At 57.6% G+C, this 25,224-nt stretch carries 24 protein-coding genes; 11 read left to right on the top strand and 13 right to left on the bottom strand.

The genetic code is table 11. The annotated features are described in order from the left end of the window. Positions 1–57: 57 nt before the first annotated feature. From HQL76_12590 to HQL76_12570, 5 genes are all read right to left on the bottom strand, one after another. Positions 58–243: a DUF2065 domain-containing protein gene (locus tag HQL76_12590; GenBank protein ID MBF0110004.1), complete on the bottom strand. Its 186-nt coding sequence runs from the start codon at positions 241–243 to the stop codon at positions 58–60. Beyond that, the gene (locus HQL76_12585) at positions 240–1,127 is read right to left on the bottom strand and encodes a protease modulator HflC (GenBank protein ID MBF0110003.1); all 888 of its coding nucleotides are present in this window, start codon (positions 1,125–1,127) and stop codon (positions 240–242) included. Before HQL76_12585 ends, HQL76_12590 begins: the two co-directional genes overlap by 4 nt. Continuing rightward, the gene (hflK, locus tag HQL76_12580; protein MBF0110002.1) at positions 1,124–2,209 is read right to left on the bottom strand and encodes an FtsH protease activity modulator HflK; all 1,086 of its coding nucleotides are present in this window, start codon (positions 2,207–2,209) and stop codon (positions 1,124–1,126) included. The genes HQL76_12585 and hflK overlap by 4 nt, the downstream gene beginning before the upstream one ends. A gap of 136 nt (positions 2,210–2,345) precedes the next feature. After that, positions 2,346–3,071, bottom strand: a complete 726-nt coding sequence (locus HQL76_12575; GenBank protein ID MBF0110001.1) for an RsmE family RNA methyltransferase — start codon at positions 3,069–3,071, stop codon at positions 2,346–2,348. A gap of 4 nt (positions 3,072–3,075) precedes the next feature. Beyond that, positions 3,076–3,855: an RNA methyltransferase gene (locus tag HQL76_12570; GenBank protein ID MBF0110000.1), complete on the bottom strand. Its 780-nt coding sequence runs from the start codon at positions 3,853–3,855 to the stop codon at positions 3,076–3,078. Positions 3,856–4,012: 157 nt separating this feature from the next. Here HQL76_12570 and HQL76_12565 point away from each other — a divergent pair, with 157 nt between their 5' ends. The 11 genes from HQL76_12565 (at position 4,013) to HQL76_12515 (ending at position 16,383) form a co-directional block, all read left to right on the top strand. Then, entirely contained in the window at positions 4,013–4,603 is a 591-nt protein-coding gene (locus HQL76_12565; GenBank protein ID MBF0109999.1) for a hypothetical protein, read from the top strand. A 167-nt stretch (positions 4,604–4,770) separates the two neighbouring features. Continuing rightward, on the top strand, positions 4,771–5,745 hold the full coding sequence (locus HQL76_12560) for an SUMF1/EgtB/PvdO family nonheme iron enzyme (GenBank protein MBF0109998.1): 975 nt from the start codon (positions 4,771–4,773) through the stop codon (positions 5,743–5,745). A gap of 172 nt (positions 5,746–5,917) precedes the next feature. Beyond that, positions 5,918–8,542, top strand: a complete 2,625-nt coding sequence (locus tag HQL76_12555) for a hypothetical protein (GenBank protein MBF0109997.1) — start codon at positions 5,918–5,920, stop codon at positions 8,540–8,542. Then, on the top strand, positions 8,539–9,363 hold the full coding sequence (locus tag HQL76_12550; protein ID MBF0109996.1) for an ATP-binding cassette domain-containing protein: 825 nt from the start codon (positions 8,539–8,541) through the stop codon (positions 9,361–9,363). Before HQL76_12555 ends, HQL76_12550 begins: the two co-directional genes overlap by 4 nt. Positions 9,364–9,449: 86 nt before the next feature. Continuing rightward, positions 9,450–11,330: a hypothetical protein gene (locus HQL76_12545; GenBank protein MBF0109995.1), complete on the top strand. Its 1,881-nt coding sequence runs from the start codon at positions 9,450–9,452 to the stop codon at positions 11,328–11,330. Positions 11,331–11,345: 15 nt separating this feature from the next. After that, on the top strand, positions 11,346–12,371 hold the full coding sequence (locus HQL76_12540) for a GGDEF domain-containing protein (GenBank protein ID MBF0109994.1): 1,026 nt from the start codon (positions 11,346–11,348) through the stop codon (positions 12,369–12,371). Positions 12,372–12,560: 189 nt separating this feature from the next. Next, positions 12,561–12,812 carry a DUF2281 domain-containing protein gene (locus HQL76_12535; protein MBF0109993.1) on the top strand — a complete coding sequence of 84 codons (252 nt, stop codon included), beginning with the start codon at positions 12,561–12,563 and terminating at the stop codon, positions 12,810–12,812. Positions 12,813–13,093: 281 nt separating this feature from the next. Beyond that, positions 13,094–14,197, top strand: coding sequence for an AAA family ATPase (locus HQL76_12530; protein ID MBF0109992.1), 1,104 nt, complete (start codon positions 13,094–13,096; stop codon positions 14,195–14,197). Positions 14,198–14,232: 35 nt separating this feature from the next. After that, positions 14,233–14,733 carry a hypothetical protein gene (locus HQL76_12525; protein MBF0109991.1) on the top strand — a complete coding sequence of 167 codons (501 nt, stop codon included), beginning with the start codon at positions 14,233–14,235 and terminating at the stop codon, positions 14,731–14,733. Between the two features lie 455 nt (positions 14,734–15,188). Then, positions 15,189–16,157, top strand: a complete 969-nt coding sequence (locus HQL76_12520) for a hypothetical protein (protein MBF0109990.1) — start codon at positions 15,189–15,191, stop codon at positions 16,155–16,157. Positions 16,158–16,170: 13 nt separating this feature from the next. Further along, positions 16,171–16,383 carry a hypothetical protein gene (locus HQL76_12515; protein ID MBF0109989.1) on the top strand — a complete coding sequence of 71 codons (213 nt, stop codon included), beginning with the start codon at positions 16,171–16,173 and terminating at the stop codon, positions 16,381–16,383. On the opposite strand, the gene lnt is transcribed toward HQL76_12515, so the two are convergent. The 8 genes from lnt to HQL76_12475 all read right to left on the bottom strand — a co-directional run bounded on the left by lnt (position 16,380) and on the right by HQL76_12475 (position 25,068). Further along, positions 16,380–17,996 (bottom strand): apolipoprotein N-acyltransferase, encoded by a 1,617-nt coding sequence (lnt, locus tag HQL76_12510; GenBank protein ID MBF0109988.1) that lies wholly within the window; start codon positions 17,994–17,996, stop codon positions 16,380–16,382. The genes HQL76_12515 and lnt overlap by 4 nt on opposite strands. Beyond that, positions 17,983–18,363 carry an rRNA maturation RNase YbeY gene (gene ybeY, locus HQL76_12505; protein ID MBF0109987.1) on the bottom strand — a complete coding sequence of 127 codons (381 nt, stop codon included), beginning with the start codon at positions 18,361–18,363 and terminating at the stop codon, positions 17,983–17,985. Before ybeY ends, lnt begins: the two co-directional genes overlap by 14 nt. A 49-nt stretch (positions 18,364–18,412) precedes the next feature. Beyond that, positions 18,413–20,746: an HD domain-containing protein gene (locus tag HQL76_12500; protein MBF0109986.1), complete on the bottom strand. Its 2,334-nt coding sequence runs from the start codon at positions 20,744–20,746 to the stop codon at positions 18,413–18,415. Positions 20,747–20,749: 3 nt separating this feature from the next. Next, on the bottom strand, positions 20,750–21,745 hold the full coding sequence (locus tag HQL76_12495; protein ID MBF0109985.1) for a PhoH family protein: 996 nt from the start codon (positions 21,743–21,745) through the stop codon (positions 20,750–20,752). A gap of 161 nt (positions 21,746–21,906) precedes the next feature. After that, positions 21,907–23,238 carry a tRNA (N6-isopentenyl adenosine(37)-C2)-methylthiotransferase MiaB gene (gene miaB / locus HQL76_12490; GenBank protein ID MBF0109984.1) on the bottom strand — a complete coding sequence of 444 codons (1,332 nt, stop codon included), beginning with the start codon at positions 23,236–23,238 and terminating at the stop codon, positions 21,907–21,909. Next, on the bottom strand, positions 23,235–23,744 hold the full coding sequence (coaD, locus tag HQL76_12485) for a pantetheine-phosphate adenylyltransferase (protein MBF0109983.1): 510 nt from the start codon (positions 23,742–23,744) through the stop codon (positions 23,235–23,237). Before coaD ends, miaB begins: the two co-directional genes overlap by 4 nt. Continuing rightward, positions 23,741–24,343 carry a 16S rRNA (guanine(966)-N(2))-methyltransferase RsmD gene (rsmD, locus tag HQL76_12480; GenBank protein MBF0109982.1) on the bottom strand — a complete coding sequence of 201 codons (603 nt, stop codon included), beginning with the start codon at positions 24,341–24,343 and terminating at the stop codon, positions 23,741–23,743. The genes coaD and rsmD overlap by 4 nt, the downstream gene beginning before the upstream one ends. A gap of 26 nt (positions 24,344–24,369) precedes the next feature. After that, positions 24,370–25,068 carry a cyclic nucleotide-binding domain-containing protein gene (locus HQL76_12475; protein MBF0109981.1) on the bottom strand — a complete coding sequence of 233 codons (699 nt, stop codon included), beginning with the start codon at positions 25,066–25,068 and terminating at the stop codon, positions 24,370–24,372. Positions 25,069–25,224 lie beyond the last annotated feature (156 nt).

The following is a 25,224-nucleotide window of genomic DNA, read 5'->3' as shown; positions in this document are numbered from 1 at the left end:
CCGTCATCATCCATCACGACATCCCTTCCCAACCTTCGACCGCCCTGTCCGTTCCCATCAGCCTCGAACCATGTAGATCGCCGCCAGTCCCAGAAACATCAAAACCAGCCCCGTCTTCCGCAAGGAGGCATCGGGAAGCTTGACCACCCCAAGGATCCAATGACGCATCCTGTCGGGGGCGAGGAAATAGGGAATCCCTTCGATGATCATCGTCAGCCCCAGGGCAGTGAGAAAATCCTTCAACGACTCGATTCCCCTGAAGCCGTGGCCCGCCCGTCATCCTGAAGAAGACGGAAGAAACCGGAGGGTTGAACCAGCAAAGTCGTATCCGTGGCAAAGGCTTTCCGATAGGCATCCAGGGTCCGCTTGAATTCATAGAAACGGGGATCCTTCATGTAGGCCGCGGCATAGATGTCCGCCGCCTCCGCATCCCCCTGACCACGAATCCGTTCCGACTCCTTGAATGCCTCGGCGAGAATGATCTCCTTGTCCTTGTCGGCGGTGGAACGGATCTTGACGGCCTCTTCTTCCCCTTCGGCCCGGTACTGCTTGGCCTGCCGTTCGCGTTCGGTCTGCATTCGTTTGAAGACCGCCTTGGAGTTTTCCGCGGGCAGGTCGGTTCTCTTGATACGCACGTCGAGCACTTCGATGCCGTATTGCGACGACTGGGCGTTGGCCTGGGTCCGGATGCGGGCCATGAGATCATCGCGGGCGCCGGCGACGATTTCCATCATGGTATACTGGCCCAGAACTTCCCTGAGATTGGAGTAGATGATGTCATTGATGCGCGAGGCGGCGCCAATCTCGTTGCGAACGGTCTGGAAAAATTTCAGGGTATCGACGATTCTCCAACGCGAATAGCTGTCCACCTTGAGGTTTTTCTTGTCGGAGGACAGAATTTCCTGCGGTTCCTGATCGAACACCAGCAATCTTTTTTCAAAGTTGAACACTTCCTGCAAAAAGGGAACCTTGAAATGAAGCCCCGGTTCCGATACCGAACGGACCGGTTTGCCCAATTGCAAAATCAACGCCTGTTGCACCTGATGGACGACAAACACCGATTGCCACAGCAAAATGATCGTCCCCACGATCAGGAGTGTCAAACCGGTCTGGAGTCCCTTGTTCATGGCTTGGCTCCCTGATTTTGAGCGGGAAGGACTGATGGATTGATTCCCGAGAGGGGCAGGTGCGGCAACACGCCGCGGGCGGCATCGGGATGCAGGACCACCTTTTTGCTGTTGGCCAGGACCTCTTCCATCGCTTCAAGGTACAACCGGGTCCGGGTGATTTCCGGGGCTTTGTTGTAGGCCTCGACCAGGGCCAGGAACCGGTTGATTTCCCCCTTGGCCCGGGCAATCTTGGTCGCCCGATACCCTTCCGCCAGCTGAATCTCCTGGGCCGCCTGCCCTTTGGCCCGGGGGAGTATATCGTTTTTGTAGCCCTGGGCCTCGTTGATGGAACGTTCCCGGTCCTCGCGGGCGCTGGCGACATCCTTGAAGGCGTGGATCACTTCCTCGGGTGGCGCGACCTGTTGCAGTTGCACGTTGACCACGGCGATGCCGCTCTTGTAGCTGTCGAGGATGTCCTGCATGGTCAGGCGGGTGTTGGTCTGGATTTTTTCCTTGCCCGTGGTCAGGGCGGTGTCGATGTCGTTGCGACCGATGACCTGACGGATGGCCGATTCGGCGGCGTTGCGCACGGCGTTGTGGGGGTCGTCGCCCGGATTGCGGACGTTGAACAGAAAATTGGCCGCCCCACCCTCCTGGATGCGATACTGGACCGAAAGATCGATGTCGATGATGTTTTCGTCTCCGGTGAGCATCAGGGATTCGGCCTGGACATCGGTATTGGCCCGTCCGCGGGTGCGGTAGCCGATTTCGATTCTCTGGATCTGGGTGACCTGGGGGGTGTAGACCGTCTCGATGGGATAGGGAAGGTGAAAATGGGGACCGGGATCGGTGGTTTCCACATAACGACCGAACCGCACGACCACCCCCTGCTCATCGGGACCGACGACATAGATGCCGGTCGCCATCCACAAGAGCGCGGCGATGACCCCCAGCACCGGCCATGCCCGTCCTCCGGGAAGCCTGCCCAATATTTTTTCCCGGGCCAGATCGAAGACTTTTTCCAGGTCGGGAGGCTGCGGGGTGTTGGGACCCGAACCCCACGGTCCCTGCTGTCCTCCTCCGTTGGTGTTCCACGCCATGATTCAACTCCTTGGCCATGATTTCGGCCCCCTGGAACGGTCGCCGGGCATCTCCACCCGGGGGCCGGGGGGCCTGGACTGGGAAACGGTGTCTGACTTCCCTGAAGTAGCGAGGGATATTCTCATTTTCCTCATCTCAAGTAAAGGCGCCATCCAGAGCCGCCACCACCGCCATGGCGGCGATGGCGGCGGTTTCGGCCCGGAGGATGCGAAAGCCCAGGGAAATGGCGGTTGTCCCCGCCTGAAGCAGCACCCCGCGTTCCCGATCGCTCCACCCCCCCTCGGGACCCGAAAGAAGCGCCAGGGGATCGCGCATTCCCGCCCGGTGCCAGGCGACAAGCGGCGTCCGGTCGGTGCCGGGATCCAGAAACGCCCGGTGTCGCGGTGGGTCGGCGCGGAGAAATTCTTCAAGCGTTCGCACCGGATGAAGCTCGGGGATGATCGCCCGACGGCACTGACGTGCCGCCCGAAGCGCCACCCGGTTCCATGTGGCGGATTTATCCTGGGAAGAAGACATGCCGCCGCCATCGCCTGCCGAGGAACGTTCCGAAATCAAGGGCTGGATGACGGTCGCCCCCAGTTCCACCCCTTTTTGCACGATCAGGATCATCCGTTCGCGGTCGGGAAGGACCGGGCACAGCCAGCGCGGTCCCGGAGGTTCGATGCCGGACGACAGTTTTTCGAACACCACCGCCTCTTTCAGGCCGGTCAGGAGCCGGGAACGGTACAAATGCCCCCCGGGATCGGCCATGGTCAGGATCTCTCCCGCACGGGCCTGCCAGTGTTGCAGGATCCCTTCCATTCCGGGGGCCAGAGGGATCGCCTGTCCCATCACGGACGGCGAATGAACGAGTCGGATCACCGCGTCATCTCACCGTCCGATTCCGATCGCGCGAGGCGATGGCCTCATGGAGAATGCCCCTCAGGATCGAGACCTCCCGCGTATCGAGCGCGGCCCGATGGAACAACGCCTTGAGACTGCCGATCATCCTTCGGCCACGCCCCGGCTTGATGAAGTCGATCGCCCGCAGCACCTCCTCAAGGTGGATGAACAGACGATCCATCTCTCCCGCCGTCGCCAGCGTCCGGTGAACGACCGGGGCCAACCCCGCCACCTCCTGCGCATTGTTGGCGGCCAGCATGAGTTCATAGGCGATCACCATGACGGCGTGCGACAGGTTGAGCGACCCCTTGGGACCCGCCGTCGGAATATTGCACACCACGTCGGCACGATCGACATCCGCCGAGTGCAAACCGGTCCGTTCGGTACCGAAGAGGATCCCGCCCCGGATCCCTTTGTCCGTCGCGAGTTCCACCCAGCGCGCCGCCAGTTGCCGCGGCGTCAGGACCGTCTGCCGTTGCCCACGGCCACGGTTGGTGGTCGCCACCAGGAAATTCAGATCGGCAACCGCCTCCTCCAGGGTGGGAAATATCCGGGCCGCATCGAGGATTTCCGAAGCTCCGGCAGCGAATTGCGCCGCCTCGGGATGGGGAAAACGTTCCGGGGCCACCAACCGCAGCGCGTCAAGCCCCATGTTGGCCATCACCCGGGCCGTCGCGCCGATATTCCCCGGATGGCTGGTTCTGTCCAGAATGACGACAGGCATCCCCGTCAACCCGCCCGGATTGGATCTCCGCTCCGCCAAAACACCCTCCTCCCGCACAAGGTTGCATTCGGTTCATGATCGACGGGGGTCCACCCATCCATTGACGGGAACCAGACAAAATGGATAGGCTAGATGAATCGCTCTCGAATTGCGATGGTTTGCGTATGTTGTCACGGGCAATCGAGGAACTTCGCTCATGTTTCCCAAAACCCCCGCCATCCGGTGTCACGATCCCCTGGCCGAACTTCTTGGCGCGGGAACCGAACCCTTTACCTACACCTTCGATGACGCCGTCAAGCTGGCTGGACACGCCTGTCCGACGGTTGCCGGGGCATTTCTTCTGGTAAAAAAAGGGTTGGACCTCCTTTATCCCGACACCCTGCCCCAACGCGGCGACATCGCCATCACCGTTCCCGGACGGGTGGATGAAGGGGTCACGGGTCCCATCACCCAGATTTTCACCCTGGTGACCGGGGCCGCCGCCGCCAATGGATTCAAAGGTTTGGGCAGTCAGTTCAAACGGATGGATCTGCTGCGGTTTCAACCGCCCGCGACCCCCCTGAATCCCTATATCTTCGAACGGTGTTCCACGGGACGGCAGGTGAGGTTGATCTATTCCCCCCAGGCCTTTCCCCCGGCGCCACGGATGGAATCGCTACTGCCCCTGATCCTGGGACAGCGGGCGTCTCCGGAGCAAAGGATGGAATTCGGTCAACTTTGGCGGCAGCGCGTGTTGGACATCCTCGCCGATGGCGGTGCGCGCACCATCCACGAATTTTCCGCATAAACTCCGCGCACGCATCGAACGGAAGACAGGTGTGTGTTTTTCGCGGAATCCGGTTTGAATTCAATATTCCTTTCCACAAAGGCAAAACCAGTTCAAGATGGCGTGGGGAGATGATGCAATCAATCGGTTCGGCATGGATCGGTTCAATATTCATTCGAGTTTGACCTTTGAAATACAGCAAGGGCTTTTTCAATCGTTCCGATAACAACAAGCGACGGCCTCAGGCTGTTCGCCGCTCCGGCGCGTCCAGGTCCGAGGCAGAGACATCCCGGCCCGCCAGGTGGCGCTTTCCCCGGACCATCCCCATCCGCCCCCCCCTCCCTGTGATCTTCCTCCTGGCCCTGGGATGCGGCTGGGGTCTGTTGTGGCTCCTGCAACCGCCGACTCCGGGCATTTCGTGGCAGGCCTGCCTGGAACAACAACAAAATGCCCCCCTCTATCCGACACTGATCGAAATCCCCGCCGGAACCTTTGAAATTCCCAAGGAATCATCCACCCTGACCCCCTTCATGAAATTTCACGATCGACCCGACATCGTTCTGGAACATCCCCTGCTCCTGCAAAGCCGGGAGGTGGATCGGGAACAGTTCAAACGCTATGTCGAGGAGATCGAAAACATTCAGGACTTCGAAGAGCGGCAGCGGCGAAAACTGCGCATCGGCACGCATTGGGATCACAACGATGTCCAGGATTCCTCCGTCCGCCATCTTTCCTGGGAAGGGGCCACCGACTATGCCCAGTGGTTTTCGAGAAAAACCGGTTGCGACTATCGTTTGCCAACCCGTGAAGAATGGGCCGCGGCGGTTCTTCATGCCGCAAGCCAGGGACAAAAGACCCTCATGAATGCCGTCGATGCCGAGGGATTGGCCAAAAACCTTCTGTTCGGCGCACGCGAATGGTCGCAAACCTCCTGTGCCGACGGATTTCTTCTTCTTGGCGGCGATGATTGGACCGCTTCCGCCGACGAGCAACAGGAAATCTGCATGTCCCCCATGCTGGCCATGGGAGGCTTTCGTCTGGTCCTGAACCCCTCCTCGATACCGAATCCCGCCCGGCCAACCGCCAATCCGCTTGACCCGCCGGGAAATTCGCTCAAAATGGACGCCGAATTGTCGTTGGACAGGGCAGGCCCGGCACCATGAAACACACCATGTCGCCATTCAAGGAACATGTTCCATGATCGTTCACCACGGTTTCCGGTCGAAAGCGACCTGTCTCAAACCAGAAAAGGTTCCCCGCATGCCTTCGCGTTGGATCCCCAGGGGATTGTCCATTTTCCCCCGTCTTCCGCTCTTGTCGATCATCTTCTTTTTAATGACTTTTATCGTCACGGGAACCCTTTTCCCGTCCCAGGGCGCCGGAGCGGAGCCGGGAACGGGCAATTGCGCCGATTTCGATTTTACCCGATTCAAGAAGGACAACAAACTGCAATGGGCCGGCGTGGTCCGGGTGCTGCGTCAGGATTCGGTCCTGTTCCAGGATCCACAGGGAAGCAAACGAACGGGATTTCTTCAATTCAATCAACAGGCGGAACTCCTCGATGTCACGGATCGGATGGTCAAGATCCGCACCTTTCGCTTCAAGGAACAGCCCGAAACCACCGGATGGGTCGCACGCGGCGATCTTCTCTGCCGCAACCAGCCGGTCAAGAGCGATACCGGTCTGGAAATGAAATTCTTCATCAAGACCAATACCGCCGCCCGGACCGAAAACACCCCGTCCACGGATGAAAATTCCGCGCCCACCGTGCAGATTTTCCAGGATCCCGAATTGAAGGATTGCGTCGGCGGCCAGGGCAATTGTCGCGAAGGGGCTTCGCGGTTTCACATGTATTTTGTTTTCGATCAGACCAGCGAATCCTATCTTCTCGCCGACCGCTTTCGTCTGGAAGAGGATGACCAGTTGTTGGGCTGGGTCGCCAAGAAGGATGGTTTTTTGTGGAACAATGCCTTCAGCATCCGTCCCCGCGAAGACCTGGTCGCCCCCGATGGTTCGGGACCGGGGACGGTGTGTACCTATGAACAACTCAAGGATGCCGTGGCCCATGACATGAAAGCCTGCCATCCGATCCTGGGTGGGCGGGAATGGTTCAAATCGGCCCTGAGAATCCCGGTATTGGAGATGGTCGATCAGAACAACCGGCACATCTCCCCCGAAGGGGTCGGGGCGACGAGCGATCAAAGGCGTTTTTTCAAGGTGGCCCTGGCCCGACCGGGACTGGTGGGACGGCGCATCAGCGACGACAAGGTGGCCATTTCCACCGGTCTGGCCTCGCGGATCATGCCCGGATTGACCTCGCTGTCCTCGAAAAAACATGTGGACATCTTTTTTCTCCTCGATGCCACCGCGAGCATGGAACCCTTCATCGATGCCGTCCGCGGCACCCCGGGGACGCCTGGGGTCATTCAGGAAATCATCCAGAAAATCAAGAAATCCCAGGGATTCAAGGAGACCGAGTTCCGTTTTGGCTTTCGCGTCTATCGCGATCCCTACGCCGATGCCGAATTCACCAACGGCATCGGCGATGGCGTCGGCGAAGGTCATCCCCTTCCTTCCCAGTGCGATCTGAACGATTCCCAGCAGCAGGTCGCTTTCGATTCCTTTCAGAAATCGATCGCCCAGGTCCGGGTCTCGGGCAACGACATCGACGATGACTATCAGGAAAACCTGTTCGGCGGCCTCAATCAGGTCCTGGGTCAGGATCTCAAACCCTGCCCCGACAATCTGAAGATACTGTTTGTCATCGGCGACAACGGCTACCAGACCAGCCGGTCCGCCTCCGGAAACTACGGTCAATCCTTCCAGAAGGCCAAATATGCCAATCCCATCTCCCGCAAGACCCTGGTATCGCTGATGCAGCGCGGCAACAAGGGATTGGGCGACAATCTGGTCACGTTCTTCATCCAGACCCCTTCTCATGCCGATCAGGTGCGGCATCCCGAATCCTACCGCAAGGCCTACGCCGACTTTGAAAACCAGTCCAAGGATCTGCTTACCCAAAACCTTCCCGCGGACAGCAAGATCGAAGATCATTTTCTGCGACTTGGAGAGGAAGGGCTGGTTCATCGGCTGGTGGCGACGGTCGAAAAGCTGGGCTCCAGCGCCCTCATCGACGAAATCATTCTCGATATTCGCGGGGGTGGCGCCCTGGTCAACATCATCGACCGCCTGCGCCGAGAGCGGGTCGATGTCCCCGGGGTCTACTGGCATATTCTCAAGCAGGGGGCCTGCGGTGAACTGGGAAAACAATGTGAACACCGCATCTACGACACCACCCGGATCGGCTACATCGAGGCGGATGAAAAGGTGGTCGAGGAACTCTGGGTCACCAGCAGCGCCCTGTCCTCGTGGATCCGCATTCTGCGCGGCTTCGAGGGCTATTTCGACCTGCCGGAGGCCCAGCTTCGCCGGGCACTGGTCAACGCGCTGATCGTCGGCCTGCAACAGGAAATCCGCCGTCCCCCCATCGATGCCTCGGGAGAGACGCCGGCGGAGTATGCCCAGCGCCGCGGTGGCCTGCCAGTTCGCAACCACAGTCCGCTCCTGAGTTACAACGTCAATGCTTTGCTGTCGGAAAAAACGGGACGCGACAAAGATGGACATCTTGTCGTCATCGGTCCCGATGGCGCCCCCCTTCTCGACCGCGCCGGGATTCCGGTCGCCGCGGTTCCGGTGTGCGAACTGCGACGCCTGGCCGCATGGGCCATCACCTCCAAGGAAATGCTTGAAATCGTCGAAAAAGATTTCAACAAACCCGTTTTCAAGATTGAACCCTATCGTCCCCACCTGTGTCCCGACTCCACCGAGAATGGTCGCAGAATTCACAAGATCGACGGCCTGATCCGTGCCGAACCCCTGGGCGAGGACAAAAACTACCGCTTTGCCCACACCTTCGGCGGCAGCCGGGGATACTGGATTCCACAGGAGTTTCTGCCATGAACTGGGGTTTGCAGGTACGTTCGGCGACGGTCGGCTGGGGTGGGGTCTTCGACCTGCATGTGGGCGGGCTGAAACTGGATGACGACAGCTTTTCCCGCCGTCTTCCCGTGCTTGGGCGCAGCGGCAGTGGCAAGAGCACCCTCCTCTATCTCCTGACCTTTCTCAAACGGCCCAAGGAAGGTTGGGTTCGGTGGACCTTTCCCGATGGCAATCAAGCCTCCTGGGGGCCGCGGGGACTGGATCCTGCCGCGTCATCGCTCTCGCTGACCGACATTCGTCGGCGCTGTTTCGGCTTTGCCTATCAGAACAGCACCCTCACCCCCTATCTGCGCATCCGGGAAAACCTGCGCTATCCCCTGGAACTCCTCGGCGGGTTGACCCGCGAGGAGATGGACCGAAAAGTCCATGCCGCCATGGATCGCATTCTCCTTCGGGACGAGGATGGTTCCTACATCGAAGAGACGACGGCGGAGGAATTCCTGGAACGCTATCCCAACGAACTGTCGGGCGGGCAATTCCAGAGGGTCGCCCTGGCGCAGGCGATGATCCATGATCCCTATGTCCTTTTCGCCGACGAGCCGACGGGCAACCTGGACTCCGAAACCCGCCGCGAGGTCATGGACCTGGTCGATCGCTGGTTGACCAAGGGCGACCGCCTGGTGATCTGGGTGACCCACCATCATTCCGATGCCTTGGATCCGAAGGTCACCCATTGGTTGATGGTGGCCAACAATCGTTGCCATCTGCGTCTCAAGGGGGGAAAACGCGAACCATTTTCCGTCCCTCGGGAAGCGGATGGGTACGCCCAGGAAACGTCGTGAGGCCATCCCGGTCCGATCCTGGCTCGGGCGATGGATCTATTGAAAAGACATAATAAAAGTAATCGTCGTCATTGTGGAGACAGCCCATGAAGTGGCTTCCCGTTTGGATCCCCCTGGGATGGAAGGCCTATTGGCGTTCGTTCAACTGCGGTCGCTTCGGATGTATCGACGGGGGCCGGGATTTTTCCTGGTTGACGTTGCTGCTGTCCCTGGTGATTGCCATGGCCTTGCTTCTGGTCGGGAGCCGGGCCGGATTGCTCGAACGGTTTACCGATGCCCTGTTGGGGACCTTGCGTCCGCATGGGGTTCCCATCTGGGCCACGGCCCATTGGCAAAACCAGGGGGGGATTCATTCCGGGCTTCTCGAACGCCTGGACGAGATGAAGGAACGGGTCCCTGGGGAATCCTTCGGCATTTCGGTCCATCCCTACCGCCGCATCGCCACGAACAGCCCACAGATTTCCCTTCCCGGAAACTCGGCCTGGGATGGAACGGTTCCACTGATCGGCTGGGCCGTCTATCCCAACGATCCCCTCTGGAATCTGGACCAGGAATTTCCAACCCGTCCTCCGGAAACCGCCCAGACGGCGCGGGAATGGCGCGACCTGCCCCTGACCCTCGTCCTCAACGAAGCGCTGTTCACCGCGCAGTTCGACTATGGCGCCTACCGGGAAGAGGTCCAACCGCTTCTCGAAGAGCGAAAGCTCAGAAGACTGCCCGAAAAACGGCCCGAGGACAAACTGAGCAATCTGCTCGATACCCTCTGGCTCAAGGTCATGGTCGGCGATGAGGAAAAAACACTCCCATTCCAGGTGCGCTGGACCGACCATATTCCCGCGATGGAGAAGGTGGCCTATCTGTTTCCGTTGACCACCTACAATGCCCTCCTGGCCGCCCACCATCTGCCCGATCTGATCTATGATCCCATTCAGATGGGGCGTGGGAATGTCCAGGATCTGGCCCGTTTGAAGTCCCCGATCTATCCGGTCAATGAAATACTTGGTTTTTCGCTGTGCGTCGCCCGCGAGGTCGAGGCCAGTGGTTTGATGGAACTGCCCGAGGTCCGGCAGGACCGCTGCCCCAAACCCCGGCTTCTGCCCGGGTTGGGAAAGATTACCGGCCAGGCGGCGGAAGGACAACCCTATTCCGACACCCTGATCCATGATCAGGAAAACAATCTGTGGCTTCCCTGCCATCGTTTTCCGCGCAGCAATCCCCTGCGTCAGGAACTCTGTCCCGAGTGGAACCAGGACAGCCTGGGCAATCCGATCCATCTGCCCTGGAACGTCACCGGAGCGGGAACCGCCTTCGAGGCCATTCACGTCTATGTCCCGGAGCCGACGCAGTTGACCCGGGGAATCCAGGGAATTCTTTCGGTGCGCACCCGGGATGGGCTGCCCGCGTTCACCGTCCACCCGATGTATCAGGATGCATTGAACCGGTTCAATCTGTTGAGTGATCTCCTCTCGACGATGGTTCCCGCCTATGCCCTGACCTTTGGATTGTTTCTCGGGGCCCTTCTTCTGGCCCAGGTGGGAACCCTGATCGGACACCGGCAACACCACTATGGCATTCTCTTGAGCCGCGGCATGCGCTGGTCGGGCATCTACGCCAAGTTGATCTGGCAGATGGCCCTGGCGACACTCGTCGCCTCGATGCTTGCCGTTTTCGGCATGATCCCCGGCCTTCGTTACCTGCTCGAAGACGGTTTTCGACGGATCATCGATCATTACAAGGGGCTGTTGCCTCCCGGATATGAATTCGAGGTGCTGCCTCTTCCGTGGAAGGCCATCGCCATGACCATCGGCGAGGTGTTTGCCGTGGTCGTGATCGTGACCATCTTCGTTCTTGTTCGCCTTCCCATGCGGGCCGGGACCGCCCCATCCGATCTGCTGCATGGTGATGGCAGGGCGCCGCGGAAAAACAGAAGAAAAGGAAAACCCTATGGTGGCTTGCCTGCTTCATGATCGGATCCTCACACCATGATCCCCGCTGAGATCGTCCCCTATCTTGTTGAGATGACTGGACAAAGTGACAGGATCGGCCTGGTTTCCCAGCTGGTTCGAACACTGAATAAATTCACTCCGGCGCGGTCGATCCGGTTTCTTGATCTTCATCAACAAGGGATCATCGATCAAAATTCAGGACAAATGCACAACGAAACGGTTTTCCACGAACCGCTTTCGCCCAAGAACATGTCCATCGCCATGGAAGCCATCCCTGGGCTGAAAGAGATTTTTCTCAAGGCGGGCCATCTGACCCTGCCGTTCATGCGTTTTGCATCCAATGGGGGAGAGCGGTTGATCTTTGCCATGGTGGAAGGATCGAAAACCCGCAGTATTCTGTACCTGGACATGCCACTGCTCTCTTCCGCCGATGAGATGACCATCCGCATGTTCTGGAACATGTTCATCAATCTGGAACGGACCATCCGCGCCAAGGACCAGGATCCGCTGACGGGTCTGCTCAATCGCCGGTCCTTCGATGAAACGATTTCCACGATTCTCGAAGGCAACTTTCATTCTGGCGGAGTCAATCGGTTGGGAGGAGCGGGGGCCTGTCTGGCAGTATTTGACATCGACCATTTCAAACGGGTCAACGATTCATTCGGCCATGCCATCGGCGACGAGGTGTTGATCCTGTTTGCGCGGCAGATGGAATGCATGTTTCGTGTCGCCGACATCCTGTATCGTTTTGGCGGCGAGGAATTTCTCGTCATTCTGCTGGATGTGGATGAGGAAAAAGCCCGCGCCGCCCTGGAACGTTTCCGCAAACGCATCGCCGGACAACACTTTCCCCAGGTCCAGCATGTGACGGTCAGTATTGGATTCGTCATGGTCAACGGCCACGATTTCCCTCCCGAATTGATCGAAAAGGCGGACAAGGCGCTGTACTTTTCCAAGGAACATGGCCGCAACCAGGTCAATGGATTCGATGACTTGGTACGAACAGGAAGGTTGGCCGACATTCTTCATGACACCGCAAAAGAGGTCGAAGTTTGGGGATGAAGCCGGAAAGGGTGGCGCTTGGCGAATGGTCGGGGATGGAACGATTGACGCTTGGATGACGGGATCGGTACAATCATCAACAAGGTTTACTTTCGACACCCTTTGATGACTTCAGAAGTTCGCCAGCAGCGCTGTCCGCATTCACAAACGTGTTTCCCACCACGGACCTTACGAGAAAGATCAGACCTCATGACTACTGCCGAACGCATCTATGCCGAAGTCAAACGACTGCCCGAGGATCTGGTGGATCGGGTACTGGATTTTGTCCTGTTTCTGGAGCAGAGGCATGTCCCGGCAGAACAGACACCCAACCAGACGAACGATGCCTCCGAGATCCGGCGACTGGCGGAAGCGGCACGGAAAAGTTTTCCGCTCCTGGAACGGAAAGAATCTGCCCGGGAAGCTTTTGCCCTGAGGGAGGAATGGGACCGCCAGCCATGACCGTCTGTCTGGTAGACACAAATGTGTTGATCGATTTCCTGGGAGATTGCGGTAATGTGGACTTCAACGAGCGGGTTATGACAGCTTTGTCCAGAGGGTCCGCCGTCTCCTGATGACGCGCAACACAGCCGATTTCCAGAACATTGATGGACTGACACTGATCAACCCCTTCGGAGGGGAATGATGGAGGACAAAGGCTACGTGACGAGAAAACACAAACCATGCCCTGAAAATACGTGGAGATATGTTTTCGGCGATCCAATCGCGACTGGAAAATGGATATGCTGAGACGAATCTACATCGACAATTTTCGCTGTTTCGTCAATTTCGAGTTGCAGTTCGATGCGATCAATCTACTGCTTGGCGCCAACGGCTCGGGCAAGACGAGCGTTTTCGACATCCTTCGGCGACTTCAGGAGTTCGTCAGCGGCGATGTCCGCGTTCACGACGTGTTTCCCACCACGGACCTCACGCGCTGGCAGACCGGAGAACGGCAACGTTTCGAACTGGAAATCACGGCGGAAAACGACCACTATGCGTACAGTCTCGTCATCAACCACGATGTCGAGCGGCGACGCATGCGGGTATCCGAGGAACGACTTGATTGGAACGGCAAGCCGTTGTTTGCCTGCGAGGAAGGACTGGCACAGCTCTATCGCGACAACCACAGCCTGGGACCGCAATATCCGTTCGACTGGCATTTGTCCGCGGTGGGCACATTGCACGAGCGCCCGGACAACCAGAAGTTGACGCGGTTCAAGCGCGAGCTGGCCAGATTGATCGTGGTCCGGCCCATCCCGTTGCTGATGGAGCGAGAGAGTCGGGGGGAGAAGGAACGCCTGTCGCACCGCATGGAAAACTTTGTTTCCTGGTATCGGCACCTGGCACAGGAACACATGGGGGCCATGGTGACTTTGCTCGGCGAACTGAAATCAGTCCTGCCTGGTTTCAATTCATTGAGCCTCAAGGAATCCGGCGAGGACACCCGCTCCTTGAAAATAGTGTTTGCCCCTCCCGGCGGTGGCAGACCGCTTTCATTTGATTTCAGTGAATTGTCGGACGGACAGAAAATGTTGGTCGCACTTTATACCCTGGTATTTGGATTGAAGGATGAAAGAGTATCACTGTTCATCGACGAACCCGACAACTTTCTCGCCCTGAGAGAAATCCAGCCGTGGTTGTCGAATCTGCACGATGCCGTGGGTGAATCGGTGGAGCAGGCCGTATTGATTTCCCATCATCCGGAGATCATCAATTACCTGGGGGGTGCTCATGGTCGATGGCTGGCGCGCGACGCCCAAGGGCCGGTACGGGTCAACGCCGCACCCGAGTCGATACAGGGTTTGTCCTTGGCGGATACGGTCGTGCGCGGGTGGGAAAAATGAGCGCCCGGATCGTTCTGCTTTGCGAGGATCTTCAGATGGCAACCTTTATTCGCCGCTTTCTGAAACTGCGTGGGTGGAGGCAACATGACTTCCGCGCAGAGATCGCGCCGACGGGCCGGGGTTCGGGTGAACAGTGGGTACGGGAACGATTTCCCGATGAACTTGAGGCCCAGCGTGCGCATGGCTCCAATACGGTACTTGTTGTGGGCACCGATGCGGACACGAAGTCGGTTGCCGACCGCATTGCCACCCTGGATCGGGCATGCCGGGAACGGAAGGTGCAACCCAAAACCTTGCAAGACACTGTTGTGATGGTCGTGCCAAAGCGCAACATCGAAACCTGGTTTGCCTACCTGCGGGGTGAGACTACAAACGAGGACGAGGAGTATCGACGTTACGACAATGAATCAGACTGCCGAAACGATGTTCGCTCCCTGGATGAGATGTGCCGAAGGAAAGAACTTCACAACCCGGCACCTCCATCCTTGCAGATGGCTTGCCGCGAATACCAACGAATGCCCCACAAAAACGCATAAGGAAGAACGATAATACGTCCCCCCCGGAATGTTGGCCAGCATTCCTCATAATACGACGGAAGAAGTCGAAGTTTGGGGATGAAGCCGGAAAGGGTGGCGCTTGGCGGATGATCGGGGGCGGAACGATTGACACTTGGATGACGGGATCGGTACAATCATTAACATGATGATAAAAGGAAAAGTTTCGTCGTCAAAAATTGATGATTCATATTTATAACATGATAGGTAGCATCATGGAAATAGGTGAAGTTTTCCTAAAGGCCCTCGGCACAGAGGAATTAAAAGATAATAAATTATATCTTTTACTTTTTATTCTTTTTTCAATCATCATATGGTTACTTTCTAAATTTGGAGAATTTGTTATTGGACCATTTTCAGCTAAAGTAACGAAATAGTACTCCAACAGGAAGCGAAGCCCTTGTCATGGGGGCAGTCAGGAGCAACTGGATTTGGAGGTGCTCAGCATCGGCAAACGAAAACCATCCATCCCCCGTCGCTTCCAATTCCTCTCCCGAACAACGGAAATGCTTGGTCGGGAGGAAGAAAAGGCCCAATTGTGGAAGTTTCTTGACCGGGACGAGAAGTTCCTTTGGTGGGGAATCGTGGGTGAGGGAGGGGTTGGCAAGAGCCGTCTGGCCTTGCAACGTGGCGCCAAGGATGTGCTTTCCTGGAACAAGGAAGATTTGGTCAGAGAAGTCCTCGACCACGAACGGGACCTCTGGCAGGTGGATGGCGTCAACGAGCAGACAGACATCCCACTGTTGATTTTTTCGACCTTGTGCGGTGGCATCGATACCACAGATACGAATTTACCCACGGAAGTGAAAGAGATGCTGCACTCCGCCATTGGCGCGTCCGGTCGATCATGGGAAGAGCGATCTTTATGCCTGACCGGTCATGCCATGACCGGGAAACAATCCCGTTTTTATCCCATGGAACCGAATCTGTTGGGTGACCTGTTTTTGTTGGAGGAGATGCAACCTGCCGTTGCAACGGTTGAATTGGATCCAAGGCTGAAGAAACACACCAAGATCCTGGAAATCGCATGGGGATATAAGCCTTCCGAGGTTGCCAATTTCTTTTTCCGATCTGCCCGTGATTTTCCGGACCACCCGGCCATCTGGTCCCTGGCTGAAGCGTTGCTTCATGGAGGAATCCCCTGGCCCTCCGGGGCTGCCGTTCCCGAGGCCATCTATAATGTTTACAAAGGAGTGGTTTATCGGGCCAGCGTGACCGTGCAGGGAAAATCCTACCACGGTTTTCCAGAATGTGAACAGGGAGACCGGCAGGTCCCCGATACAGTCCTGGAAGAGTTGGCCCGCCGCGCCGACGCATCGGGAGATTTCCCCCGGTTCAAAAAATGGACACGACGGCATCTTCCCAAGGGATGGGACCGTTTACACTACCAGCCCCATAATCGGTAATGGATCGATTTTCATGTTACACTTCAATTTTGTGCCCCATTCCGAGAATCCGCAGGACACGCCACCGACCTTTTCGGGACACGGCAGGCTGACTTTATTGCTGAATGGCCATGATATCTGGAGTGATGAGGAGGGGGATGAATTCCAGGGAGTCGATGAATATTGGGATGGACTGCTGCATCATCTGGCAAAGAATTGGCATTACCTGACCAGCGAGGATGCCTAATCGCCGCAATCCTGTCCATTCTGTATTTTTCCGCAGACCCAGGGACAAAAAACAAGAAAAATCCACAAAAAAATCCACCAAGGCTCCGATTTCTGAAAAAAAGTCGATCCCGTTCCCTGGGGCACCTCCATCTTCAGGATTCCGGAGACATTGGCGGGAATGCGGCCCAACTCGCGTCCCAGAGGGTCGAAGACAGCGGAAATGCCGGTATTGGCGACCCGGATCATCGGAAGACGGTTTTCTATCGCACGAAAACGGGCCATCGCCAAATGTTGCGGTTTGGCTGCCTCGCCAAACCAGGCATCATTGGTGACGTTGATCAACCAACGCACCGAAGGGGTGGCCATGGCAAGTTGTCGCACTTCATGGGGAAAAATGACTTCATAACAGACCAGACAGCCAATTCCCCCCCGATGCCACGGCAAGGCGACAGGACCCGGACCACGGGAAAAATCCTCGGTGCCATGGGTCAGTTTTCGAATGAAGGGGGGGAAGAAGTTGCGCAAGGGGATGAATTCCCCGAAAGGGACCAGATGATATTTGTCATAGCGCAGCATCGGATCGCCCGATGAGTCGATAAGAATCATGCTGTTATAATACAACCACCGTCCCTTTCCGTCCTTGTCCGCCATCGGCGCTCCGGTAAGGATCGGGGCCGACAGTCGTTGGCTCAGGGACATGACCCGTTCTTGACTCCTGGGATCGGCCTGAAGAAAAAAGGAAATGGCCGTTTCGGGCCAAACCACCAGATCGACCGGACCGGTAATGGACCCGCTCATCTCCAGATAGCGGTTGAAACTTTCCTCACGATAGCTTGGATCCCATTTTCTTTGTTGATCGATGTTTCCTTGAACCAGGGCCACCCGCAACAAGCCGTTTTCCCGCTTTGCTGACGGGAAAGATGGCCATTCATTCGTCACATTGTCGCTCCGCCATACCCCATACCCCACCGCCATCGCGAAGGTACACAGGAGCGTCCCCCCCCAGAAGATCAGGGGACGAAGGTACACGCGCCAATTCGCGCTCAGTGCCAACACCGCTGCGGGAAACACCATCAACCAGGACAACAGCTCGATGCCGCCCAGGTCCCCCACCTGAAGGAGCACCTCCTGGCCATCCCAGCCATAACCGGCCAGATTCCAGGGAAAACCGGAAAAAAGACGGCTGCGCAGCCATTCAGCAATGACCCAGAGCGCCGGGGCCACCACCGGCAACAGCGACGGAGCGGGGCCGAGTCGTCCCAGAATGGCGCCAAACAAGGCGACATACAGGGCCATCGTCGCCGCCAGCAGGGCGAGAATCAGGATCGACCATCCCATCCACAGGCCCCCATGCTGATTCAGGCTGGTCAGCAACCAGGAAAAGCCCAACAGATGGTGTCCAAAGCCAAACCAGAAGCCAAGCCCAGCCCCCCGCCTCCAGGAGGAGGCCCTGGAGACGGCATGGATCAGGATTCCCAGCCCAAAAATCATCCACAGCGGTTCATGGTGCGGGGCAAACCCCCGGACCGCGATCAATCCCGCCAGGAACACTCCCAATTCCCAGCGACGGTTGCCGCACCACCGGATCAGAGAACCAGGAACGGTGAAGCGCCAGGACCTATTCGTATTCATGATAGGGATCATCGATTCCCAGGTGGGCAAGAATGGCGATTTCCATGGCCTCCTGACGTTTTTCCTCCTCCTCCGAGCGTTCATGGTCGTACCCGGCCAGATGGAGGATGCCATGGACCACAAGATGGCACAGATGGTCCTCGAATCGTTTTCCCTGAGCCTGTGCCTCGCGGTCCACGGTTTCGAAGGCCAATACCAGATCACCCAGGAGTCGCGGTTCCTCCTCCAGGGGCAGGAAGGGATCCGGATCGTCCATCATGGCGAAAGAAAGAATGTTGGTCGGCGCATCGATTCCACGATGGTGCCGGTTGAGCTGCCGCACCTCATCGTCGTCGGCCAGGCGGATGGCCACCTCGACCCCCTCCATGCCACCGATCCGGTCGAGCGCGGCCAGGGCCGATTTGCGGATCCAGCGATCAACCTTTGGCCATCGCGACCGAACCCGGCTTAGACGAACCGTTGCCTTCACGTCGATTGCCCTCCCGGCGCTGTTTCATTTGATCGGGATACTCGATGCGATGATGATAGAATCCCAGTGTCAGGACACGGATGAAGGCCTCCTCGATCAAGGCGATCTCTTTGAGATTCAGACCGCAGGCATCCAGTTGATCGTCGGCGACCTTGCTGGCGATGATCCGCCGCACCAGGGCCTGAATCTGCGACGAGGACGGCGTGCGCAGGGTCCGCGCCGCCGCTTCCACCGAATCGGCCAACATCAGAATGCCCGCCTCCCGAGACATGGGCTTGGGGCCGGGATAACGAAACTCTTCGGGATTGATCTGTTCGCCCCGTTTGGCCGCCTGGTTGATGGCCTTGTTGTAAAAGAACTGCAACAGCGAAGTTCCATGGTGGCTCAGGATCGCTTCGATGATCGGCCCGCCCAATTTATGGTTTTTGGCCAGTTCCTGACCATCCTTGACATGGGCCATGATCACCTTGGCCGACATGGAAGGGAGAAGATTGTCATGCCGGTTCTCTCCCGTCTGGTTTTCGACGAAATAATGCGGCTTGGTCATTTTACCGACATCGTGGTAAAGCGCCATGACCCGGGCCATCAAAGGGTTGGCATGGATGTTCTCCGCCGCAGCCTCCGCCAGGTTGCCCATCATCACCGAGTGATGGTATGTCCCCGGACTGCGTAACGAAAGTTCCTTGAGCAGGGGATGATCGCTCGAAGCCAGCTCCAGCAATCGGGAATCGGTCGTGACATTGAATACCGATTCCAGAAGGGGAATCAGCGCCAACCCCCACAGTCCCATCAACAGGCCGCTGGTCATCCCCATGATCATGCCCAGGATCCAATCGACGCTCGGAGTGTTGCCGTTCAAGAGTTCCACCATCGGCATCGTGAACATCTGCACCCCGCCGACCCACACCCCCGCCATGAGGACATCATAACGACGGCGACTGGTGCGCAGTTTGGCCCCGCCAACCAGGGAACCGATCATGTAATAACAAAACAACGGCAGTCCGCCACCCGCCGACAGGGCTTCGAGAAACGAAAGAATGATCCCCAGAATCAATGCCCCACCCGGAATCCCGGCCCGGGCCCCCACCGTCAACGACGCCAGCGCCGAAGCCAGGGCGACATGGGGCAGATAGACCACCATATGGGTCGGCATTCCGAACACTTCGGTGATTCCCTGCCCCATGGTCAGGGTGATCGTGCTGATGAACGAGGTGCCAAACAGGATCGCCGCAAGCATGTGGATCGTCTGCATGTCCCGCGGAAAGGCGGTCGAGGTCGTGAGCAAAAACCACCGCCCCAATACGAGCATGATCCCCAGAACAACCGCCAGACCGATGAATTTCATGATCTTTTCACCGGTCCACTGGGTCCGGTTCAGTGCCTCGATCTTCAGGCGCGACGACTCGGTCACGGGTTCTCCCTCGCGGACGATCATCTGCCCCCTTTTGGCCTGGAAATAAACCGTATCGATGCTGTCGAAGGCGGCCTGCCGCTTCAAACGGGTTTCGGCCAGGTTGAGGATCAGGTTGGGCCGGATCATCGATCGCGCTTCCCGCAACAGCCATTCCTGGACTTCCCGGGGAACATGGTCGAGATGCTTGCGCATCGATTCCCCAAGCAGCCAACGCATGCCGTTGAGGTCGATCGGTTTGTCCCATTCCTTTCCCTTGCGTTCCTTGCCATCGACGATGGAATAGATGACCGAAGGCATGTCCCGAAGATCCTTGAGGGTCTCTGGGCCGCTGACGACCGTTTGATTGCGCAGTTCCCCAAGCCATTCGGATACCTTTTGCGCCAGAGTGGACAAGGAATCCAGACCGAGCAGGGTCTGTAGCAGGCGTGAAGAAACCTCTTCCTCCTGCCGTTGCGAAAATTCCTCGGCGACGGCGGCCAGGTTGAGTTGGCTCCCCTGTTCATCCCGCATGGTCTGCAACCATTCCAGGCTATCGACGATCTGACGAATGACCGGATCCATCATCCCCCCATCCCAGTCATAGATCGGAGGCACCGCCTGGGCCGCCTCCTGACGCAATTTGAGCGTCGTTTCCCTGTCTTCCACCAGCAGGTCGCGATCCGCCTTGATGTTCTTCAACGCGATTTCACCCACATCGGGAAGGTATTGCAATTTCATGACCACGGGAGAATTGATGATCGTCAAAGCCAGGACATAAACACCGAACATGGACAGATTGATGACCAATTGAACGGAGATGAACTTTTTCTTTTCGTCCTGCGGTTTCTGAAACACCTTGTTGATCGTTTTTTCCCTGGTTTCGGCCATGGTTCATTCCGACCCTCTGTTGTTCCACTGCTGCCGTCTCGCCTGATCGTAGGCCTGGATGATGCTCTGCACCAAAGGATGGCGCACGACATCCCGCGGAGAAAAATGAACCCATTCGATACCTGGGACGTGCTGGAGGACCTCCATCGCATCGACGAGTCCCGACCGGGACCCGCGGGGCAAATCAATCTGGGTGGCGTCACCGCAGACAACTGTCCGTGAGCCCGCTCCCAGGCGGGTGAGAAACATTTTCATCTGCTCGGGGGTCACGTTCTGCGCCTCGTCCAGAATGATGAACGCCTCATCGAGGGTTCGCCCACGCATATAAGCCAGCGGCGCCACTTCGAGGGTGTTGCGGCTGACCATTTTTTCGACACGTTCGGCACCCAGGGTATCTTGCAGGGCATCGAACAGGGGACGCAGATAGGGATCGATCTTGGCTTGCAGGTCTCCGGGGAGAAATCCCAGACGTTCTCCCGCCTCCACCGCCGGGCGGGTCAGGATGATCTTCTCCACCCATCCTTCCTGGTATCCCGCCACGGCGCTCGCCACCGCCAGATAGGTCTTGCCCGTTCCCGCCGGGCCAATGGCGAAGGTCAGCGGCGCCTGGCCAAGAATCCGCATGTAGTCGGCCTGTTTCGGGGTCCGCGCCTGGATCGTCCTCCTCGGAGTCCTGATGACATGTTCCGACGAAAAGAACCCCTCCAGGCCATTGGCCGAATTCAAGGCCCGAATCCCGGCTTCCACGCTCTTCTGGTCCACGTGTTGACCCTTTTTCAAAGAATCGTACAGGGTTTCCAAAAGTGTTCTGACCTTCTCTCCCTGGTCCCTGGATGCGGTGATCACCACCCCGTTTCCCAGGGGGTGCAACGAACAATCAAGATGGGTTTCCATCAGTTTAAGATGGGTATCGAGCGCTCCGAAGAGGGCGGCGGCGAGACGATTGTCGGGAAACTCCACCACCTGGGTGCGTGGTGTCGGAGCCACACAATCATCCATGTCGAGAGACCATGTTTTCATGGATACTGTTACGGTCAATCATCGATGGAACTTCAGTGAAATCGCCATGGGACATCCCGGCCACGATGCGCACGCTCCCGATCGTCCTTCAACAATCCCCCTCGATCGATCATCGGCGCCCGTTCCATGTCTCCACCCCCTCAAGGATGAACCCGTCCCCTCAGGGAATTGGCCAGTCCCTCGGTAATCTCGACCATGACCAGTCGCCCGATCCACTCGGGAATTCCAGGAAAATTCACCCATCGATTGCCACGAGTGCGGCCACTGAACTGATTTTCTCCCAGTCGCGACCGTTTCTCGACCAGGACTTCCTCTTTTTTACCCACCTGTCGCAGATTGTTGTGATGTTGGATCCTGTTCAACGTCTCCTGAAGACGGGCGAGGCGTTGCTGTCCCAACGCCACCGGGACCTGATCGGTCATCGAGGCCGCCTTCGTCCCCGGACGGGGAGAGAACAGAAAGGAATAGGCATGGTCGAAACGAATCTCTTCGACAAGATCGAGCGTTTCCTGGAAATCCCTGTCCGTTTCGCCGGGAAAACCGACGATGAAATCGGAAGCGAGGGCCATATCGGGATGGGCCCGGCGAAGTTTTTCGGCCCATGATCGGTATTCCTCGACCGAATGACCCCGTTCCATCGCCCGAAGGACCGCATCCGATCCCGATTGGATCGGCAGGTGCATGTAGGGACACAACTCAGGGAGCCGGCCAAAGAGTTCCACCAGATCGTCGCTCATGTCGGCGGGATGGGAGGTGACGAAACGGATCCGTTTCACCCCGTCCATCAGGGCGATCCGCTCGATCAACAGTGCCAGATCATGCGTCACCCCATCGGAATCGATCGCCCTGTAGGTGGTGACGTTCTGCCCCAGGAGAACCAGTTCCAGGGCGCCGTTTCGCAGGCAGATGGCGACCTCGTCGAGGACCGCCGCCACCGGACGGCTCCATTCGGGACCACGGGTATGGGGAACGACACAATAGGAACAATAACGGTTGCATCCTTCCTGAAGGGTCACCGAAGCGATGGGACCCGATTGTCCGGTTTCGGGAAGATGGTCGAACTTGTCGGTGGCGGTGGTATCGGTATGGCACAACCTGGTCGCACCCGCCGTCAGCCGGTCGAGCATGCCCGGCAACTCATGGTAGTTCTGCGGCCCGAAAACCAGATCGACATAGGGGGCGCGGCGAAAGATTTCCGCTCCTTCAGCCTGTCCGACACAGCCACCGACGGCAAGAACAACCGGCGCCCGATCGGGAGACCGCCGGACCAGCTTGCGGATCCGGCCCAGTTCGGAGAAAAGTTTTTCCTCCGCCTTTTCCCGGATGTGACAGGTGTTGAAGACGATCACATCGGCCAGTTCCGGGGCCGGAACCTGGGTCAATCCATGGGTCTTGGCCAGGAGGTCGGCAATCCGTCCGGCGTCGTACTCGTTCATCTGACAGCCGAAATTTTTGATGAAAAGATTTTTCAAGCCTTCCGTGCCTGAATGGAAATCGATGGTTTGAGCCGTGCCCGAAGGGCTTGAAGGACCGCGGCAGGGACGAAGGGGGAGACATCGCCACCCATTTTCGCAACCTCCTTGACAAGTCGCGACGAAATATAGGTCGTCGATTCGCTCGCCATGAGAAACACCGTCTCCACCTGGGCATTGAGTTTGCGGTTCATGGCGGCCATTTGAAATTCGTACTCGAAATCGGAAACGGCGCGCAACCCCCTGAGAATCGTGCAGGCGCCGATTTCCCGGACAAAATGAATCAACAATCCGTCCATCCGGCAGATTCGGACACGCGGCAAATCCCGGGTCGCCTCCTCAAGGAACGCAATGCGTTCGGACACCGAAAACAGCGCCGTTTTGGCGGTATTGTCGGCAATGGCGACGATGACATCATCGAACAACAGGTTCCCTCTGGCAATGACATCCAGATGTCCCAGCGTCACGGGGTCGAAGGTTCCGGGGTAGACGGCTGTTTTTTTCATTCTCGATCCGCTTGCCCTCCAATCTTGGAAAAAACTGAGATACGGGTATCACCGTATCGCCGGCATTGCAATGGCTCCCATGAGGAAAATGGACCCATGCCGCCCCCCTCCTCATGCTCGACCACCGCCAGAGTGCCCGGAACGAGAAAGGACCATCGTTGCATTTCCATGAGGGTCGCATGCGCCAGACCGCGATGATAGGGGGGGTCGAGAAACAGGATCGGCGGGACCTCCATGGAGACCCCGGGCCCCTGTCGGCACAACGATTCGATGCGTGCCAGAGTCGCGGGCCGGGGCAGGGATCCCTGAAGAATGGCCGTTGCCTCGGAAAGTCGCAACCGTTGGCTGTTGTCGCGGATGGTGGCGCAACATGCGGCATCGGAATCGATGAAAACGGCAAATCGGGCGCCACGGCTCAGGGCTTCCAGCCCCATCAGACCACTTCCCGCGAAAAGATCCAAGACCCATCGTCCGGCGATTTCACCCTGAAGCATGCTGAAAAGCGCCTCGCGGACACGACCCGTCGTCGGTCGCACGCCGTCGCCAGCGGGAACCCGAAGTGGTTGTCCGCGGTGGCGCCCTCCGGAAATCCGGACCATCGATCCTCACTCCCGATGACGCCGTTTCAAAACGTTTCGGTCAGTTGTTGATTGAGGCGGTCGATGAATTCGACCAGATGTTTGATGATGGCATCGCGCCCCGCCTCGAGTTCGTCCGGATTTCCCTTGCCACTCTGGATCAACGCCTCAAGTTCGCTGTCCACTTCGAGTTCGGGCGATTCACCAAGCATTCGTTCGACCTTGGCGACCATCCCCTCCACCCGCAGGCTCAACTGTTCGATCATCGTATCCTTGAGCCGGATCCGCAAAGGCCATTCCATGGTTGATAAAATGTCGCCATCCAGGCGCAACACCACCGCCGTTTTTTTCTTCTTTTTGAAAATTTCTCCCAACAACATCTCGTCCAGCACGAACTTCCGGTTCTTCGGCGGAGCGGTCATGCTCGGGGGATGGACGATGACGTTGGTAATTCGCGTCCGTCCCGTCAGGAAAGCGACCTCGCCAAAGAAATCGCCCGGTTCCAGTTGCGCCATGGGGATCCCCGCCCCCTCCTTGACGACGCTGGCGAATCCATGCAGCAACAGAAACAAGGCCCGGTCCGAAGCCCCTTCCTGGATCAGGAATTCCCCGGTATCATAGCCCAGGATGTGCAGGTGTTCCCTGGAAGAGCGATCGACCTCATCGGCGGCAAGAAAAGAAAAGAGTTTCAGCGACTGGATGATCCGTCGCATCTGATCCGTGGTCAAATGGTTGTATATGATCACAGGTACACTCCCAAACCTCCGGTGACTCGGCGCGGATGATCATCAACGAACAGGAACCCAGAATAACATGTCCCATCATGAAAATCGAAGAAACAGCCATTCATTCACACTGTTTCATGAACACCCGATGTTCCATTCAACCGAGCCGGAGAACAC

This window comes from Magnetococcales bacterium (assembly GCA_015228815.1).
In the GTDB taxonomy this organism is placed as follows: domain Bacteria; phylum Pseudomonadota; class Magnetococcia; order Magnetococcales; family UBA8363; genus UBA8363.
Note: the sequence above shows the minus strand (reverse complement) of the source record. Positions and strands in the feature narration are given on the sequence as shown.